The sequence below is a fragment of the Candidatus Seongchinamella marina genome, from assembly GCF_026262685.1.
GTDB lineage: Bacteria > Pseudomonadota > Gammaproteobacteria > Pseudomonadales > Halieaceae > Halioglobus > Halioglobus marinus.
This window is the reverse complement of the sequence record NZ_SHNP01000005.1, coordinates 279,968-298,168: the sequence shown is the minus strand read 5'-3', so window position 1 is coordinate 298,168 and position 18,201 is coordinate 279,968. Positions and strand designations below refer to the sequence as shown.

Genomic DNA, 18,201 nt, shown 5'->3' with positions numbered 1-18,201 from the left:
TCGCTCTAGAGAAATTTGGAAATCAGTTGATGTACATTCACTCTTGCCTTCAACCGAGTGGCCAACAGGAACATTCCACCCAGCTTGCGGTGAAAGTAAACTGCGTCAGTGGGGGGAGCCTGCCAGAAGTCTCTAAAAGCAGTGACTTCCTCTGCGCGCTCCGACATCCGTCTGGACATATCCGAAGCCGCGAAATCGTATAACTCATCCTGCTGCAAAGGCTCAAGGGCCATTAGAAACAGCTCCAGCACCAGTTCCCGGTATTCGCTGTCCTCATCCCCCATCGCATAGCCAACGCGTTCAGCCGCCGCTATCAGTCGCTTTCGGTTCCCCGCGATCGCGGCCTTGGCCAGACTTCGATAACCGTTAACAAAACTGGCTTTGAAGCGACGAGTGGCACCGAAATCCAGTAATACGATCTTGCCACTGGAGCGGTCGTACTGGTAATTGGCAAAGTTAGGGTCGGTTTGAACCATCCGCAGCTCGAACAACTCTCTGAACATCAGTTCGATTAACGCCGTCATTACCGCATCGCGTTCCACCTGCGGCAGAGCTCCTATGGACTCGATAGGCTGCCCGTTGACGTAAGTCATAGCCAGAACAGTTTTGCACGTCAGTTCCGGCAGGACCTCCGGCACTAAAAACCGTTCATCACCCGCGAGTAGGTCGCCAAAAGCCGCGAGAAACTCGGCCTCTTTGTTGTAGTCAGCTTCATCCTGCAATTGCGCTTTGGCATCATCCAGCAATGGCGCGATATCAAACTCCGAAGGCAGCAAACCAGAAATTTTAAGTAGCGAGGCTATATTGTCCACATCGGCATCAATACTGCCCGCAACGCCAGGGTACTGCACCTTGAGCACAATCTCCCTGCCATCGGGAGAGAGTGTCCGATGAACCTGACCAATGGAAGCGGCTGCCAGGGGCTTGTGCTCGAAGCCATAGAATTGGCTTTCCCAGTTATCGCCATAGGCTTCCGACATGACCTGGTCCAATTGACCAGGGGGCATATAACGAGCGTCAGATCTTAGGCGCGCGAGAATATCAGCCAGTTCACGGGGCAAAAAATCGCCGGTATCCATGGACAGGATTTGCCCGACTTTCATCGCCGCCCCTCGCATGGTCGCCAGCTGATCGGCCACACGGCGGGCATTGGCCGGGGTGAGCAACATGTCCCGGGCTTTGGGTCGCTTGCCGGCACGAAGTTGCCGGGTACCCTCGGCCAGCATACCCCCTGCCACGCCTCCCGCCATGCGAGCCACCCGGGCAAAACGTCCTACCCGAGAAGTTGGTATCGCCTTGTGGTCGTCATTCGAGTTGTCACGCTTTGCCAATTTTTTCCCGCTCCTGCCATGCTGCTACGTGGGCATCTATCATCTCGCAGGCATTGAACTGCGCATCCAGCGCCGCGATGAAGTTAAATACGCCGGTTAGCTTGCGAGCGATCAGTGCAAAATCACGAGATGGCGGAGTGAAGTGTCGGCTGGCAGCTGAAACGGCGGCCTGTTTACCCGCACGTTTCATCAACCGCGACCGCCCCCAACAATACTGGCCATCCTCGTTGAGGTACTCTTGAGGCAGTAAATGGGCGGGGCGAAGAGGCTCCAACAGATGCACGCAAAAGTCGGCAAATAACTGCTTAGCCTCGTCGCTGGCATCGGGTTGCAGGCAACCAAGCCCCATCAGGCCGTCAACAATGCGTGACACATCCTGCTGCTGACTGGCAGCGATAGTTTCTCGCAGGTAGTAAAGAAAGTCATCGGTGCACTCCATTACAGAACCGAAGTCCAGCAGTGTGAGATCGTCCTCGGCCTCCTTCTTTCGTCGGTCATCAAGTCGCAAAAGGTAATTGCCAAAATTGGGGTCAGTCTGCATCAAACCCCAGTCATAGAGCTCACGGAAAAACAGCTCCAGCATTGCCTTGGCCAGCGCATTTCGACGTTGCTGGGACAAGCCGGTCACATTCGGGTCAAGCACTGAGCAACCGTCGATATACTCCATAGCCAGCACATTCACAGAACAGTAGTCACGGTGCAGGTCGGGCACATGGTAGTGAACGCCTTTGGAATTTAGGCTAGACACAAGGCCTGCCATTTCTTCGGTCAGTCGCGCTTCGCGCTGGTAGTCGATTTCGTTGTGCAGATGCGACCGCAGGGATTGCATCCAGTTATCCAGGTCGCGTCCAGATTTCACCCAGCGGGCCAATACCAGCATCTTCACAACAGCATCGAAGTCACTGTCGATCATGTCCGCCAGGCCAGGGTACTGCACTTTGATGCAAATCCATTCGCCAGTGGTCCGAACTTTGGCCAGATGCACCTGGGCAAGTGAGGCCGCCGCTATTGCCTCCGGCTCAATTTCCAACTCGCGAAAACGTTCCCCCAGTGAGTCGCGCACAAAAGATTCCAGCGCATCCCAATGCAGGGGCTCGGTCTGGTCTGACAGATCGCGTAGCGCGTCCACTAACACAGGTGGAAGAAAATGCTCGCCAAACAAAGCCAGCATCTGGCCAATTTTGACATAGGTTCCTTTCAACCTGCCAAGCTCAGCAGTAAAGCGCTGCGCCTCGCGTCGGGCAAATTCGGACTGCGGGTCCTCATCGGTGCGCCCCATCACTCGTGAAACGGCAGAATCCACCGCCAGGGCACCACCAGCTCGCAAGCCCGCCATGGAAACGGAGAGACCCCTACCCAGGGCCTTGGTGGGAAACAATGTTTTTGTCGTCTTGGCCACGAATTACCTCTACAACTGTCGACCCAGAGTCAGCGCAAGCTCAACCCTGCTCAGGCATTTGATGAGCTTCACCCAACTCATGAGCTCGGACATAACCAGGCCGCTCGATAAGTCGCTCCATATATGCCAGTGTTTGCGGCTTGATGCGATCATCCAACTTCAGAGCTTTGGCAAATATCAGTGCATAACAAATGGCGATATCCGCAACAGTAAATCGGTTGTCTACCAAATACTCATGATTTTCAAGGTGTGCATTGAGGCGCCGCAAACGTGCAATAAACCACTTGGCGTAATCATCAGCTACCGCCTGTTTTTCAGGCGTTGGCTCGAGGTAGTAATAACGCATGGAGATGGTTTGCGGAAAAGTAAGGGTAGCGTCAGCGTGGTGCAGCCAGTTGAGATATGCACCGTATTCAGGATGGTCTGGTTGCAGACCAAAATCATGCTGTTGATACCGGTCCACGAGATACTGGCAGATGGCCGAGGACTCAGTCATGTGCACGTCACCATCCACAAAATACGGTACGGTGCCCAATGAGTTCACGTCGAGGTAATCTCGCTTAAATACCCGTGGCGGAAACGGCAGGATTTCAAGATCGTAATCCAGCCCCATTTCTTCCAGTGCCCAGAGTGGCCGCAGCGAACGCGACCCAGCGCAGTGCCAAAGCTTCATTTAAAGTCTCCGCTCAAAAAAACAAAATTAAGGGGAGCGGATACTACCGGAGTGCTTCACTGTGAGTACAGTGTGACTAGTCAATATTTTCATGCTACTGGGCTATATTTGTGCGCTGGAAGCCGCAATGACGAACAAGCCCCATCAAAACAACCAGATCGCTGCTAGTTAATCGGTACTCCTGCACACAATAAAAACTTACCAAATGCAGGGCTAGTTAAGCAGGCAGCTCAAACTGTGCACTCAGACTCAAGCAGGGCGCAATGCTCAGGTTTTGGCGATAAACAACCCTATCTCAATATCGAAACTAATCGTAGGGCCGCGCCGTAAAGAGTTTCTGCTATCTCGCAAAAATCCCATCCAACGCTTGGTTCGTTGCGTATATCTCCGTATATTGGCGGACCATGAAATATATCGGCAGCGAAAACTTTGACCACGACCAGCCTGCTCGGGTGGGCGTACTGGTTACCAACCTCGGGACTCCCCAAGCGCCAACGAGGGCAGCCCTGCGCACCTATCTAAAACAGTTTCTTGCAGACCCCAGGGTAGTGGAAGTTCCGCGACTGATCTGGTGGTTTATCCTCAACGGCATCATCCTCAACCTGCGACCGGCCCGCTCTGCCAAGGCGTACGCTAGCGTCTGGACTGAACAAGGTTCACCCCTGATGGTGCACACCCAAGCGCAGGCGACAAAACTCAAGCATTCGCTGGAAGGGCTTTACGGCGAGGACATTGTTGTCGATTTTGCGATGCGTTATGGCTCGCCTTCTATTGATAGCGTGCTGCAGTCGATGTTGGAGCGCGGCGTTCGCAAACTCTTGGTACTGCCCCTCTACCCGCAGTATTCCGGACCCACCACTGGCTCTACCTTCGACGCCATAGCAGCAGACTTTAAGCACAGGCGCTGGCTACCGCAGCTTCGTTTCATTAGTCAGTACTGTGACCATCCCGGTTATATTGCGGCGCTGGCGGCGAGCATACAGACTTACAGGGCGGAACACGGTGAAGCCGAAAAGCTTGTATTTTCGTACCACGGTGAACCCATGCGCTATCTGGAGCAGGGAGATCCCTACCATTGCCAGTGCCTCAAAACGACAAGACTGGTCGCTGAAATACTGGGATTAGCAGACGATGAGTACCTGAGCTGCTTTCAGTCACGATTTGGCCGTGAAGAATGGTTAAAACCCTATACAGATGCCACCCTGAAGGAGTTGGCCGGCAACGGGACCAAGTCCGTTCAGGTCATCTGCCCGGGTTTCAGCGCTGATTGCCTGGAAACCATAGAAGAGATCGGAATTGAAAACCGCGACTACTTTATCGAAGCCGGTGGTGAAAGCTTTCACTACATCCCCTGTTTGAACGACGAACAAGGGCACATTGAAGCACTGACCCAACTTGCCGTTGAAAACCTCCGGGGCTGGCTGGAAAGAGCCAGTTGAGGTTCGTACATGTTTAAAAGCCGTATCTATTCACTCAGCTTCTGGTTTGGGACACTTTTCATCGCTAGCACCTGGGCGCAGGCGCAAAACAACGTCTTGCTAATCGATACCCGTTCACCCGCAGAGTACGAGGAAGGACATATACAAGGCGCGTTGTTAATTCCCTACGACACGATCGAAGCGGGCGTCCTGAAATTGTCGGCATCAAAGGACACACCAGTTTATCTTTATTGCGGGAGTGGCAGGCGCGCTGAGGTCGCCCGCGAGAGGTTAGAATACCGCGGCTACACCAAGGTCATCAATTTGGGAGGCATGAGCGATGCACAAGCGTTTTTCGCCCCAGTTGAAGAGCAGCCTTAAATCCAGCGCCGAACTCGCCGACAGTATGCGGGAAACTCCTCAGGAAATAGCGCTATCAGCATCTGCTCTTCGGGGAGAATAAAGCGGAACTGAATAATCACCGCAAACACTACTGGCACCAGAAATGCAGTGGCAGCTCCAACGACAACTGCGCAGCCTAGCAGCACCAGCGCCATCCCGAGATACATCGGGTTGCGGGTGAATCGATAGACGCCCGAGGTCACCAGGGCACGCACATCCTTGAAAGGTATCAAGTCGGTGTCGGCCTGCTTGAACAAACCGCCCGCGACCACCAGCATTGCCAGTCCAGCCAGTAAAATCACACTTCCCGCCACTTGTCCGGCCGTGCTGGTGAATCTCGCGCCGGGCAGATACTCGTTGCAAACAAATTGGGTGACGATACCGAACGCCAACCACATGGGTGGATAGATTACACGCTTAACGCTGGCCATTAGATATGTCCCTAACCGTGGTGGATTGCAGCGGGCTCCAGAGCGCCGATGCCATAGGCAATGACAATACCCAGCAGAAACGCCAGGGTCAATTTCCCCCTGTCGTGGCTGTGAAAGTGCACCTCTGGTAAAAGGTCGGATAAAGCAATGCAAATAAACGCGCCGGCTGAAAATGCCAGAGCTCCGCCGACAATAGCGTCACGAGCGGAACCGACAAGATCCACGCCAAAGAAAAACAGTAAGGCACCCAGCGGACACATGAAGGCAAACAAAAGATTGGTAGTCGCCCTAGCTCCCCTGTCCCATCCCCCTGCCTCCATAACCGTGGTAATAGACATGGCATCCAACGGCTTATGCAGCAATATAGCCAGGAAAACACCAAAACCGGCCAGCGCTGCGGTACTGCCCTCAGCACTCTCGCCCAGCATCACCGCCCCAAGGGCTACGCCGTCAATCAGGGTGTGTAAGGCCAAACCCATTGCAATACCCACCCAACTCAGGCTGTGAGCGGCCGATTGATGGTCATGGGAGTGATGATGACCGTGGTCATGATGCTCGTCCGTCGAGCCACTGAAGTCGTGCTGATGGAAGTGGAACATGCGTAGCAACAGCAACATGGTGATCAGACCAACCATCAACCACCAGACACTATTGTCCACTGCACCCGCCTGCCCCGAGATAGCAATGCTGTGGGGCAGCAAGTGATAAAAAGCAACGCCCAGCATCAACCCAGAGACCAGGCTCATCACCAACTGGGTGCGGGTATGAGTCATACGTACCCAGTTAGGCAGCAGCCCTCCCACCAGTGAAAAGCAGGCTATAGCGACTGAATAGGCTAACAGGGTAAGCGTGGGTGACGCAGACATGACGAGGTAGTGTCCCGATGGCAAAGCGGCCAATTATTTCACACTCAGTACACCAAGGACTAGCAAAGCCTGAGTCCAATGATTGATTTGGTCAGTGCCCACTGGCGATAAGTGTCATTGACGCCAAGACTAATGACCATTAGTTTAAGCCCACTGCAAGCAATAACACGGAGTCCAGCATGTCACTTTATGAGCCCCTCGAGTCCAGCGATTCACGCCGTCATCTGCAACTGCGCAGCCCAGTGACCCTGCAACCTATCGGTGAACTAATCTGCGCCAATAAGGAGGATGTTGCCGAGGCAATTGCCAAAGCTCGCCAGGCGCAACCTGCCTGGGCCGCCACTAGCATGAAAGAGCGCGCCGCTATCGTCGAGCGCGCCCTGGAGATACTGCTACAGCGACAGGACGAAGTCATCGATACCGTGGTGAAGGAGACCGGCAAGGCGCGAACAGATGCGATGAGCATGGAAGTTTTTTCCGTCGCCGACCAACTCTGTTACTACGCCAAGAATGCAGGCAAATTTTTGGCGCCACGCAAGCGCAAGGCACACGGCTTACTGGGCCTAATGAAACAGGTTCGCATCGTTTACAAACCACTGGGTGTGGTCGGCTTAATCACACCCTGGAACGGCCCTTTCGTATTGGTCATGAATCAGGCTTGTCAGGCCGTGCTGGCTGGAAACACTGTGGTCGCCAAGGGCTCCGAGGTCACGCCATTTTCTGCCAAATTAGCTGAAGATATTTTTTGCGAAGCCGGCCTGCCCGAAGGTGTACTGCAGGTGCTGCTGGGCGATGGAGAAACTGGCGCGGCAATCGTTAGCGGTGGTGTCGATAAAGTGTCTTTTACCGGCAGCGTGGCGACCGGCAAAAAGGTGGCGGTAGCAGCGGCAGAACAACTTATTCCCTGCACACTGGAACTCGGTGGTAACGACGCCATGATTGTCTGTGCCGACGCTGACCTTGACCGGGCTGCCGATGGCGCGTGGGTGGGCTCATGCATGAATACCGGGCATTACTGCTGCGGCACCGAACGCATTTACGTGGTTAAAGAGATTTATGACGAATTTCTGGGCCTGATACTGGAGAAAGGAAAAGGCTTACGCCAGGGTCCACAGCACGGCTGGGATGAAGATGTGGGCGCCGTCTTTTGGGATCGCCAAATGGCTATTATCGAAGCCCATGTCGGAGACGCCAGAGCTAAAGGCGCTAACATTTTAATGGGCGGGCGCCGCAACCCGGACCTGGAGGGCTTGTATTATGAGCCGACCGTCATCACCGAAGTAGAAAACAGCATGGACATCATGATACTGGAAACCTTCGGACCCATTTTGTGTATTCAGAAAGTAGAATCGGAAGAAGAAGCACTGCGCCTGGCCAATGATTCTGAATTCGGACTCAACGGTAATGTCTGGACTGAGGATAAAACCAAAGGCTATGAGCTCGCCCGAGCAATCGACACAGGCGCTTGTTCAGTCAACGATATGGCAGTGAGCTACGGCATTCCTGCCGCACCTTTTGGCGGAAAGAAGAATTCTGGTCTGGGACAGGTTAACGGCAAAAAAGGCCTTCGCGGCTACTGCCATGAGATGCCCATTGTGATCGATCGTTTTGGCGGCAAAATGCAGAACGGTTACCCGTACAGCGCCAAAAGTGCAGAAGGAATGAAAAAGCTGATGGATTTCCTGTGGCTAAAAACCCCGATCGGAAAATGGCTGAGCTGACCAGACCGGCGGCTTAGGCGATCCGCGCCCGCGCTGCAAGGCTTACGTTGCTAGGACAGCACCAGGTTATCCCGGTGTATTAATTCTACGTCTCCGGCGTAGCCCAGCGTCTGTTCAATTTCCGTTGAGGCTGAACCCATAATACGACGGGTTTCATCAGCGGAATAGTTGACCAGGCCGCGAGCAACTTCCCGCCCATCGCTATCCCGGCAGGCGACCATGTCGCCGCGAGAAAAGGCGCCATGCACCCCGCTCACACCTACGGGCAGCAGACTGCGCCCCGATTCCCGCAAGACTCGAACAGCGCCCTGATCCAGATCTACACTGCCTTGAATTTGCACCATACTGGCAAGCCACTGCTTACGGGCATTCTGCGGCTCCTTGCCCGTACGCAACCAAGTGCCGACATTGGCGCCACCGGCTACCAGCGCCACGATATCTTCTTCTCGACCATTGGCAATAATAGTCTCGGTCCCCGAGCGTGCTGCCAGGCGGGCCGCGCGCAGCTTGGTGACCATACCACCGCGCCCCAAAGTACCGCCCTCTCCAGCCATGGCGTCCAGCGCAGGCAGATTGACATCAGCGGCTGCTACCAACTTCGCCGCAGGATTCTGCCGAGGATCCTCCTCATACAGACCTTGCTGGTCGGTCAGCAGGAGCAGTGCATCGGCATCAATCAAGTTCGCTACCAGCGCACCCAGTGTATCGTTATCACCGAAACGAATTTCATCGGTCACCACGGTGTCGTTTTCATTGATCACCGGAACGACGCCAAGTTTCAACAAAGTATTGAGCGTGCCGCGAGCGTTCAAATACCGATCCCGAGCGATGACATCATCGTGCCCCAAAAGAACCTGCGCAGAAACGATGCCGTGTGCCTTGAAAGCATTCTCATAGCTCTGCACCAGAACCGACTGTCCGACGGCAGCTGCAGCTTGCAACTCGTGTAGCAGATGAGGTCTCGCATTCATCCCGAGACGCACAATACCCGCAGCCACTGCTCCACTGGAGACCAGCACCACCTCACAGCCCGCTTCACGCAACCGTGATAATTGGTTCACCAGATCGTTAATAATCGCTTCGTTCAGGCCACGCCCGTCGTCGGTCAGCATTGCACTGCCAACCTTAACGACCCAGCGACGACTGGCAGCTATTTCGCTTCGCTCAGCCATGTCAGGGCACATACTCTACGTCGACATCGTATTCATCATCATCCCAGTCATCGTCGTCCTCAGCCTCTTGATCAGCACGGCGTTTGTGCTGGGAACGCAATTCGGCAATCCGCTCCCTGGCCTCTTCCTGCATGCGTTGCTGCAGTTCGGCATCTGCATTGGCCAGTTCCGGGTCGGCTTTCTCTTGCTCTCGCAACTCCTCCAGATAATTCATCAGGTCACCGCACAACGCATCCGTGCCCTCACCCTTGATCGCAGAGACTTCATAGACCGGCCCTTGCCAGTCCAGAGCCGCCAGCACGGCAGTCTTGCGTTCAGCGAAAATATCTGCGTCTATAAGATCAGTTTTGTTGAGCACCAGCCAGCGCTCGCGCTCTGCAAGGGTGGCGCTAAAGCGTCCCAGTTCACCCGCGATTGCGACGGCCGAGTCCGCCGGTTCAGTTCCGTCAAAGGGCGCCATATCGACAATGTGTAACAGTATCCGATTGCGGGTGAGGTGCTTTAGGAAGCGAATACCCAGACCCGCACCTTCCGACGCTCCTTCAATCAAACCGGGGATATCAGCGATGACGAAACTGCGATGCGCTTCAACCTTAACTACACCCAGGTTCGGCACCAGAGTAGTAAATGGATAATCTGCTACCTTCGGCTTGGCAGAAGACACTGCCCTGATCAAGGTAGACTTCCCGGCGTTAGGCAAACCCAGAAGCCCAACGTCTGCCAGAACCTTCAGTTCAAGCTTGAGCGAACGGACTTCACCCTCCGAGCCAGGCGTGATTTGCCGGGGGGCCCTGTTGGTACTGGATTTAAAACGGGTATTTCCAAGGCCATGAAAACCGCCTTGAGCAACTTTAAGTTGCTGCCCGCTAGCTTGAATATCTCCGAGAATCTCGCCGGTATCCTCGTCCAGTACAGTTGTGCCTATAGGCACCTTCAGGATGAGGTCCTCACCGCTTCTGCCGGTGCAGTTTTTGCCGCTGCCGCCTTCGCCGATATCGGCGCGATAACTGCGCACAAACCGATAATCAACCATGGTATTGAGATTGACGTCACCCTCAAGAAAAACACTGCCGCCATCACCGCCATCGCCGCCATCGGGACCGCCTCTTGCAACATACTTTTCCCGCCGGAAACTGAGAGCGCCGTTGCCTCCCTTACCCGCGTACACGGTGATGCTTGCTTCGTCTACGAACTTCATCTTTATCTGCCTTCGGACTGCGCCGTTAAGGGTCGGTGCTGGGGACCACCTAAAAACAGTATACAAAAAAAAGCCCCGTCCAATGACGAGGCTTTTAGTTTCTAGTCGCGAGAAGTGCGATCAGGCGCTCACCACCTGAACGTACTTGCGGCTCTTGGGTCCGCGCACAACGAACTCAACCTTGCCGTCTGCTTTTGCGAACAAGGTATGATCCTTGCCGATACCTACGTTTTCACCGGCGTGGAACCTGGTTCCGCGCTGACGTACGAGGATGTTCCCTGCCAGGACTTCCTGACCGCCGTAGCGCTTCACGCCAAGGCGTTTACTTTCGGAATCGCGACCGTTACGAGTACTACCACCAGCTTTTTTATGAGCCATTTTTCAACTCCTCCTTTACGCCGAAATACCGGTAATTTTGACTTCAGTAAACCACTGGCGATGGCCAGTTTCTTTACGATAGTGCTTTCGGCGATTGAATTTAACGATCTTGATTTTCTTGTGGCGGCCGTGAGCGACCACTTCGGCAGTGACCTTAGAGCCATCAACAACGGGCTTGCCGATTTTGACGTCTTCACCAGTGCCAACCAGGAGTACCTTGTCGAATTCGATGGTCTCGCCGGTCGCGGCCTCAATTTTTTCCAGCTTGAGGGTTTCACCCTCAATCACGCGGTGCTGCTTACCACCGGCTTCAATTACTGCGTACATCTTTCTCTCCGTTTAATTAGCCTGCTCGCTTTCTAAAAAGCCCTTTAAAATCAAGGGGGCAGAGCCAGGCACAAACAGTTGATTTAATTGTGTCTGCCACCTGCAAGACGTGCAGCAGGAGTCAGAGGGCGGCGATTTTACTCAAATCCCCCCCTAGCGGCAAGGATTATTTTTACCTAAAAACAACAGCTTGCGTGCATTCATGAGGTTAACGATTGAGACCCCAAAGCCTTGACAGGCTGCGAGGACTGACCATAGCATGCCGGGGCACTCTACTACTGACTTCCTATGCAAGATATACGTTCCGCTGTTGCTGCCGAATTCGAGCAGGTCAATCACCTCATTATCGATCAACTCCACTCCGACGTGGACATGGTAGAAAATATTGGCCACTACATTGTAGACGCTGGTGGCAAGCGTTTACGCCCTCTTTTGGTGTTGCTCACCGCTGCTGCCTTTGGTCGCTGTGGGCCCGACCAGATCAAATTTGCCGCGGTCATAGAATTTATTCATACCGCCACCCTGTTGCACGATGACGTGGTTGATATTTCGAGCCTGAGACGCGGCAGGCCCACTGCCAATGCCGAGTTCGGCAATGCACCTTCGGTGCTGGTGGGCGACTTTCTCTATACCCGCGCCTTCCAGCTAATGGTACAACTCGGTGACATGGACATTCTCACGCACATGGCCAATACAACCAATACTATTGCCGAGGGGGAAGTCTTGCAATTAGTGCGAGCAGGCAATGCTGATACCACTGAACAACAATACCTTGATGTCATTACCCGCAAAACGGCGATTCTGTTTGCCGCGGGCTGCTACGGCGCCGCCACGCTGTGCGACCAGGAGAGCAGCGTGTGCCAGGGCATGCACAGCTTCGGCCTCAATCTGGGAATCGCCTTCCAGATGATCGACGATATTCTGGATTACGAGGGGGACCCCGCAGCAATGGGTAAAAATGTGGGGGACGACCTCACTGAGGGCAAACCCACCCTGCCGCTGATTTACACACTGGAGCACGGCACTAAAGAAGAACAAGCACTGGTGCACAGGGCAATTACCGAAAAAACAGCCGAGGATATTGAGCAGGTTCTGGCAGCGGTGCAGCGCTGTGGTGCTTTAAATTATACCAAGCAGCAGGCTCGCAAGTATCACAACCTGGCGTTGGCTGAGCTTGCCGCGCTACCTGATAGTCCCGCCAGGGTATCTCTGCAGGCAGTGACTGCGCTTTCAATCAACCGCGATCATTAATTCCAGCCTTCAGCGATTGCACCACCAGTCAGCTGTCAATATACTTCACCGGTGCCTTCCCGGCACCACACTGCTAGCGTAACTACAAAAACACAGCGCGCTAGCTGCCACTTTTTCACTGCAGTTACTCGAAGGATACCGGCAATGCCTGCCACTCCTGTGTTATCACAACTGCCCTCTTACGAGGTTATTAAAACAATCGCCCAATCTCTGAAGGCCGTCTCGGTCGTTCGGATGTTGGAGCAGGAACCCAACCGCGCTGCTGAATTCACCCTCACCGCAGCCGGCCTGCAACTGGATTACAGCAAGCACCTGCTAGACGTTCAAGCGAGACAGGCGCTATTGCAATTGGCTGAGGAGGCCAAACTGCCTGCAGCCATTGCCGGTTTGTTGGCAGGGGAGGAGCTCAACAACACAGAGCAGCGCCCTGCCCTGCACACACTGTTGCGCGCAAGCTCGGGGGGCTCTCTTGGAAGCAAGTTCGACGAAGTCGTCGCAGCTCGCGCCAGCATGCGCCAGTGGGCCGACCAGCTTAACGCCGGCGAACTGCGCGGCTTTTCCGGGTCTGTTATTACCGATGTCGTCAATATTGGTATAGGCGGTTCCGACCTCGGACCCAGACTGGTGACCGAGGCCCTCCGCCCCTTCCATGGCAGTGTCGCCTGTCACTACGTCGCCAATGTAGATCCCGCCGACCTGCAGAACACGTTATTGAACTTGCAGGCAGAAACAACGCTATTTATCCTCTGTTCTAAATCCTTCCGCACCGAGGAAACCCTGACCAATAGCCTGGTAGCTCGCGAGTGGATGAAGCAGTCAGGCGCCACTGATGCAGACTTGAACAAGCACTTTGTTGCCATCACCAGTAACCTGCAAGCTGCTGCCGACTTTGGAATTCCCGAGAAAAACTGCCTACCTCTGTGGGACTGGGTGGGCGGACGCTATTCAGTATGGTCGGCGATCGGCCTGTCCTGCGCCATCGCTATCGGCTGGGAAAATTTCGAACTTTTCCTGGCGGGTGCCGCCGCAATGGACGAACACTTCCAGTCTGCTCCTCTGGCCGAAAACATGCCGGTAATGATGAGTCTATTGGAAGTCTGGTACGTCAACTTCTTCGGTGCGAACAACCATGTGGTCTTGCCCTACGATCATAGCTTGCAAAAACTTCCCGACTTTTTGCAACAACTTACCATGGAGAGCAACGGCAAGCGCGTGAACAAAAGCGGGGTGCTGCTGGACTATCATACCGGGCCTGTTCTATGGGGCTCTGCCGGAACTATGGGCCAGCACTCCTTTCACCAACTACTGCACCAGGGCACCCAGCAATGCCCGGCAGACTTCATCCTTCCGTTAACAACCCATACCGGGATGACTGAACAACACCGGCGCCTGGTAGCTAACTGCATTGCGCAAAGCCGAACCATGACGGTTGGGCGCAGTATTGATGAAGCGAAGTCCTCTTTATTGGAACGTGGGATGGATGAGGCCTCCGCAGGTGAATTAGCTCCTCACCTGTCCATGCCAGGAAACAGACCCAATAGTGTCATCACCATGGCTTCATTAGCTCCACAGACCCTGGGCGCATTGCTTGCGCTTTACGAGCACCGAACCTTTTGCAGTGCTGTACTGTGGGGCATTAACCCATTTGACCAATGGGGAGTGGAACTGGGTAAGGAGATAGGAGTGCAGGTTCTCGGCCTAATGGCGGGAGAGTCTTCTTCTGGATCGATGGATACGGCGACTGAACGCTTGATTGGGGAATGGCTGGCGGAGCAATAAGCACCAGTGCGTAGGCGATGCGGCGCCAGCTAGAAACTGCAAAATGACCCGTCGCTAGCGCGCCCCCTCCCATTGATGCTATCGACTGGCGCCAAACTGTGATTTGCGCGGGTCAATCATGCTTCGATCAGCGCCAGTAACTCTGCTGTTTTGGCTTCCATCAATGCAACATCACGTCTGCTCTCAACATTAAGCCTGACTACAGGTTCGGTGTTGGACATGCGCAGATTGAAGCGCCAGTCTCCGCAGTCGACACTGACGCCGTCAGTGTGATCAAGTTCGCCTTTGTCGCCATAGGTGGCCTCAGCGCGGGCCAACACGGCAGCAGCATCTTCTACACTGCGATTGATTTCACCCGAACAGGGGTAGGCTGCCATGCGCTCGGCCACCATGGTAGACAAGGGCTTGCCTGTGCTGCTGATCAACCCTGCCACCAGCAGCCAGGGAATCATGCCACTGTCGCAATAGGCGAAGTCGCGGAAGTAATGGTGTGCACTCATCTCGCCGCCGTAGGCTGCATTCTCAGTGCGCATTCGCTCCTTGATGAAGGCATGGCCACACTTGGTCAATACCGGCACACCGCCGGCATCCTTCACCATTTCAACGGTATTCCAGGTCAGCCTGGGGTCGTGGACGATACGGGCACCGGGCTCAAGTTTAAGAAAGGCGTCTGCGAGCAGGCCTACAACGTAGTACCCCTCGATAAATTCTCCGCTCTCGTCAAAAAAGAAACATCGGTCAAAATCGCCGTCCCAGCCAATACCAAGATCTGCGCCATGCTCACGAACGGCCGCAATCGCAGCCGCACGATTCTCGGGCAATAGCGGGTTGGGGACACCGTTGGGAAAGTTGCCGTCCGGTTCATGGTGCAGTTTGATAAATTCGAACGGCAGGTGAGACTCCAGTAAATCGATGACTCGGCCAGCACCACCGTTACCCCCATCCACCACAATTTTCAGCGGTTTCAGAGCCGCCACGTCGACATAGGACAGCAAGTGCTCTACGTAGGCGCGGTCTGTGTCTAACTTGCGCAATGTGCCCGAAACTTGCGCTGCGGTAAATTCATCACGCTCTGCCAGGGCCCGGATTTCCTTGAGCCCTGTATCAGCGGAAATAGGCCTCGACTCTTCGCGAACAAACTTCATCCCGTTATAGTCCTTGGGATTATGACTGGCGGTAACAGCAATGCCGCCGTCCATCGTCGCGTGAGAGGTGGCGAAATATATCTCTTCCGTACCGCATAGGCCGATGTCATACACATCTACCCCCTGCTCCATCAAGCCCTCACTGACCGCAGCTTTAATCGCTTCGCTGGACAGACGGATGTCATGCCCGACGACGACCTTTTCCGGCTTGATGACTTCAGCATAAGCTCTGCCGATACGACGTGCGATATCTTCGTTCAATTCATCAGGCACCCGGCCGCGAACGTCATAGGCCTTGAAACACGTAATTTCCTTCAATGTATGCCCTTAATCGTTTTTGTAGTAGTTTTCGTAAACGTGATTAGTGGCTTCGACGAAGCCGGGAACACTGCCACAGTCGAAGCGCGTACCCTTGAATTTATAGGCCATGACACAGCCCTGTCTGGCCTGGGCTTGAAGCGCATCAGTGATCTGAATTTCGCCGTTGGCGCCAGGCTCGGTGCGCTCAATGTGTTCAAAAATATCAGGAGTGAGAATGTAACGCCCGATAATCGCCAAATTGGACGGAGCATCTTCCTGCGCAGGCTTTTCCACCATATCGTCAACGCGATAAATGCCATCGCCCAGGCTTTCTCCGGAGATCACACCATATTTATGCACTTCATCCATGGGAACTTCCTGGATGGCAACAATGGAACAGCGATATTCATTGTACAGCTCGACCATTTGCGCGAGTACACCCACCCCCTCAGCATGCAGGCAAAGGTCATCTGACAGCAGTACGCCGAAGGGTTCATCACCAATCAGGGTACGGCCGGTTAAAATGGCGTGGCCCAGACCTTTCATCTCTCTCTGGCGGACCATGGTGAACACGCCCTTGTCCAGGACCTCTCGAATACTTTGCAGGTACGTTTCCTTACCCGTGCCAGCAATCTGATGTTCGAGTTCATAACTGATATCAAAGTGGTCAGCAATCGAGCGTTTGCCGCGCCCCGTTACGAAGGCGCAGGTGGTCATTCCTGCTTCAATTGCTTCTTCGACTCCGTATTGCACCAGCGGCTTATTAACAACAGGCAACATTTCCTTGGGCATGCTTTTGGTCGCTGGCAGGAAGCGGGTACCGTAACCCGCAACCGGGAACAGGCATTTTTTTATCATCGGATAACTCCTGAGACTTTTATTCAGCTATTGCGACCATACTGGTCGTCAAATCGTACAATATCGTCTTCGCCCAGATAGGTACCTGACTGCACTTCTATGAGCTCCAGAGGTATGCGTCCCGGGTTAGCCAGGCGGTGTTTGTTTCCAAGGGGGATATAAGTTGACTCATCTTCGCCCAACATAAATATTCGATCTTCACAGGTAACTTCGGCGGTACCACTCACGACTATCCAGTGCTCCGCTCTATGATGATGCATTTGCAGTGACAAACGTTCACCCGGGTCAACAATAATTCGCTTCACCTGGAAGCGATCTGCAGTCACCAGAGACTCATAAGACCCCCAGGGCCGGTAAACCCTGCGGTGCAAAGACACCTCAGGACGCTCTTGCGCTTTCAGCGTATTAACAATGCGTTTAACGTCTTGCACCTTGTCACGGTCGGCAACCAGAACAGCATCGGCGGTTTCCACCACCACCAGACCATCAACACCGGTGGCCGCCACCAAGCGTGAATCGCTGTAAAAATAGCTGTCCTTACAGTTATCGAGTATGACATCACCTCGACTGGCGTTGCCCTCATCATCTCTGTCGGCGACATCCCAAAGGGCGGACCAGGCGCCCACATCACTCCAACCACAATCGAGTGACACTACTCCACCTCGATCGGTATTTTCCATCACTGCATAATCAATGCTGTCCGAGGGACAACCATCAAAAATTGCAGGCTCAGGGCGCACAAAATCCATATCCCGGTTTGCGCCTTTCATCGCGTCCTGACAGCAGCTGAGAATTTCTGGTGCGTGCGCCCCCAGTTCTTCAAGGTAAGCCGCCGCACCGAGCAAAAACATACCGCTATTCCAAAGATAGCTGCCACTGTCCAGATAGGCTGCTGCAGTGGCGGCATCTGGCTTTTCCTCAAACCGCTCCAGTCCGAACAAGCCCTCGCCCAGCGAATCACCACACTTAATATAGCCGTAACCTGTTTCCGCACTGCTGGGCACTACACCAAAAGTCATCAAATGACCCTGCTGCGCCATGGGGACAGCTTTTCCTACCGCCGCGACGAAGGCCTCTACATCCTGAATGACGTGATCAGCGGGCAGCACCAATAGTAAGGCTTCAGGATCATGTTCGACAGCGTAGAGCGCTGCCAGGGCAACAGCCGGCGCCGTATTGCGACCGACGGGTTCCAGAATCAGAGCGCTGGCTTTCAGGTCGACTTGCCGCAGCTGCTCCGCCACCATGAAACGGTGCTCCTCGTTACAAACCACAACCGGTGAGAATTCATCCAACCCGGTGGTGCGTTTCAGCGTTTCCTGAAGCATGGACAACTCCCCTGCAAGTGGCTGGAATTGCTTGGGATGGGACTCGCGTGAGACAGGCCATAACCGGCTGCCAACGCCACCAGAAAGAAGTACGGGAGTTAACATTTTCATCCTTGATATGAGTGGAGAGAGGCCCTGGACAAGGGGCCGCATCGCGCAATTATAAACGCAACGAAATGGACTCAGCTATCTTAACTGACAAGGATTCGGTTGAACAGTCAGCC

The 18,201-nt window shown here is 54.2% G+C and carries 17 protein-coding genes; 5 read left to right on the top strand and 12 right to left on the bottom strand.

Going from position 1 to position 18,201, the window contains the following annotated elements:
* Nucleotides 1–5: 5 nt before the first annotated feature.
* Genes EYC87_RS15135 through EYC87_RS15125 form a run of 3 tightly spaced genes read right to left on the bottom strand, consistent with a single transcriptional unit; the run spans nt 6 to nt 3,403 of the window.
* A complete protein-coding gene (locus tag EYC87_RS15135; protein WP_279253589.1) occupies nt 6–1,331 on the bottom strand; it encodes an ABC1 kinase family protein in 1,326 nt (441 codons plus the stop codon).
* A complete protein-coding gene (locus tag EYC87_RS15130; protein ID WP_279253588.1) occupies nt 1,318–2,730 on the bottom strand; it encodes an ABC1 kinase family protein in 1,413 nt (470 codons plus the stop codon). The genes EYC87_RS15135 and EYC87_RS15130 overlap by 14 nt, the downstream gene beginning before the upstream one ends.
* Before the next feature lie 40 nt (nt 2,731–2,770).
* Nucleotides 2,771–3,403 carry a glutathione S-transferase family protein gene (locus tag EYC87_RS15125; protein WP_007230706.1) on the bottom strand — a complete coding sequence of 211 codons (633 nt, stop codon included), beginning with the start codon at nt 3,401–3,403 and terminating at the stop codon, nt 2,771–2,773.
* Nucleotides 3,404–3,807: 404 nt separating this feature from the next.
* Here EYC87_RS15125 and hemH point away from each other — a divergent pair, with 404 nt between their 5' ends.
* Both hemH and EYC87_RS15115 read left to right on the top strand, forming a co-directional pair.
* Nucleotides 3,808–4,842: a ferrochelatase gene (hemH, locus tag EYC87_RS15120; RefSeq protein ID WP_279253587.1), complete on the top strand. Its 1,035-nt coding sequence runs from the start codon at nt 3,808–3,810 to the stop codon at nt 4,840–4,842.
* Nucleotides 4,843–4,851: 9 nt separating this feature from the next.
* Nucleotides 4,852–5,202: a rhodanese-like domain-containing protein gene (locus EYC87_RS15115; protein WP_279253586.1), complete on the top strand. Its 351-nt coding sequence runs from the start codon at nt 4,852–4,854 to the stop codon at nt 5,200–5,202.
* On the opposite strand, the gene EYC87_RS15110 is transcribed toward EYC87_RS15115, so the two are convergent.
* A complete protein-coding gene (locus EYC87_RS15110) occupies nt 5,199–5,654 on the bottom strand; it encodes a methyltransferase family protein (RefSeq protein ID WP_279253585.1) in 456 nt (151 codons plus the stop codon). The two genes, EYC87_RS15115 and EYC87_RS15110, sit on opposite strands and share 4 nt — an antisense overlap.
* A gap of 11 nt (nt 5,655–5,665) precedes the next feature.
* Nucleotides 5,666–6,520: a ZIP family metal transporter gene (locus tag EYC87_RS15105; RefSeq protein WP_279253584.1), complete on the bottom strand. Its 855-nt coding sequence runs from the start codon at nt 6,518–6,520 to the stop codon at nt 5,666–5,668.
* Between the two features lie 179 nt (nt 6,521–6,699).
* On the opposite strand from EYC87_RS15105, the gene EYC87_RS15100 reads away from it, so the two are divergent.
* The gene (locus tag EYC87_RS15100) at nt 6,700–8,241 is read left to right on the top strand and encodes an aldehyde dehydrogenase family protein (RefSeq protein ID WP_279253583.1); all 1,542 of its coding nucleotides are present in this window, start codon (nt 6,700–6,702) and stop codon (nt 8,239–8,241) included.
* 50 nt (nt 8,242–8,291) lie between these two features.
* Here EYC87_RS15100 and proB read toward each other — a convergent pair whose 3' ends face one another.
* The 4 genes from proB to rplU form a co-directional block, all read right to left on the bottom strand.
* A complete protein-coding gene (gene proB, locus EYC87_RS15095; RefSeq protein WP_279253582.1) occupies nt 8,292–9,413 on the bottom strand; it encodes a glutamate 5-kinase in 1,122 nt (373 codons plus the stop codon).
* 1 nt (nt 9,414) lies between these two features.
* Nucleotides 9,415–10,611, bottom strand: a complete 1,197-nt coding sequence (gene cgtA, locus EYC87_RS15090) for an Obg family GTPase CgtA (RefSeq protein ID WP_279253581.1) — start codon at nt 10,609–10,611, stop codon at nt 9,415–9,417.
* Between the two features lie 120 nt (nt 10,612–10,731).
* Nucleotides 10,732–10,989 (bottom strand): 50S ribosomal protein L27, encoded by a 258-nt coding sequence (gene rpmA, locus EYC87_RS15085; protein WP_040542696.1) that lies wholly within the window; start codon nt 10,987–10,989, stop codon nt 10,732–10,734.
* A gap of 15 nt (nt 10,990–11,004) precedes the next feature.
* The gene (gene rplU, locus EYC87_RS15080; RefSeq protein WP_040542694.1) at nt 11,005–11,316 is read right to left on the bottom strand and encodes a 50S ribosomal protein L21; all 312 of its coding nucleotides are present in this window, start codon (nt 11,314–11,316) and stop codon (nt 11,005–11,007) included.
* A 288-nt stretch (nt 11,317–11,604) separates the two neighbouring features.
* Between rplU and EYC87_RS15075 the strand changes: the two genes are divergently transcribed.
* Both EYC87_RS15075 and pgi read left to right on the top strand, forming a co-directional pair.
* A complete protein-coding gene (locus EYC87_RS15075) occupies nt 11,605–12,567 on the top strand; it encodes a polyprenyl synthetase family protein (RefSeq protein ID WP_279253580.1) in 963 nt (320 codons plus the stop codon).
* A 144-nt stretch (nt 12,568–12,711) separates the two neighbouring features.
* Nucleotides 12,712–14,346, top strand: coding sequence for a glucose-6-phosphate isomerase (gene pgi / locus EYC87_RS15070; protein ID WP_279253579.1), 1,635 nt, complete (start codon nt 12,712–12,714; stop codon nt 14,344–14,346).
* Between the two features lie 116 nt (nt 14,347–14,462).
* Here the strand turns inward: pgi and EYC87_RS15065 are convergent, their stop codons facing one another.
* The 3 genes from EYC87_RS15065 to EYC87_RS15055 are packed head-to-tail and all read right to left on the bottom strand — an operon-like array spanning nt 14,463 to nt 18,082.
* A complete protein-coding gene (locus EYC87_RS15065) occupies nt 14,463–15,809 on the bottom strand; it encodes a phosphohexomutase domain-containing protein (RefSeq protein WP_279253578.1) in 1,347 nt (448 codons plus the stop codon).
* Between the two features lie 9 nt (nt 15,810–15,818).
* Nucleotides 15,819–16,649: a UTP--glucose-1-phosphate uridylyltransferase GalU gene (gene galU / locus EYC87_RS15060; RefSeq protein ID WP_279253577.1), complete on the bottom strand. Its 831-nt coding sequence runs from the start codon at nt 16,647–16,649 to the stop codon at nt 15,819–15,821.
* 23 nt (nt 16,650–16,672) lie between these two features.
* Nucleotides 16,673–18,082 (bottom strand): mannose-1-phosphate guanylyltransferase/mannose-6-phosphate isomerase, encoded by a 1,410-nt coding sequence (locus tag EYC87_RS15055; protein ID WP_279253576.1) that lies wholly within the window; start codon nt 18,080–18,082, stop codon nt 16,673–16,675.
* Nucleotides 18,083–18,201 lie beyond the last annotated feature (119 nt).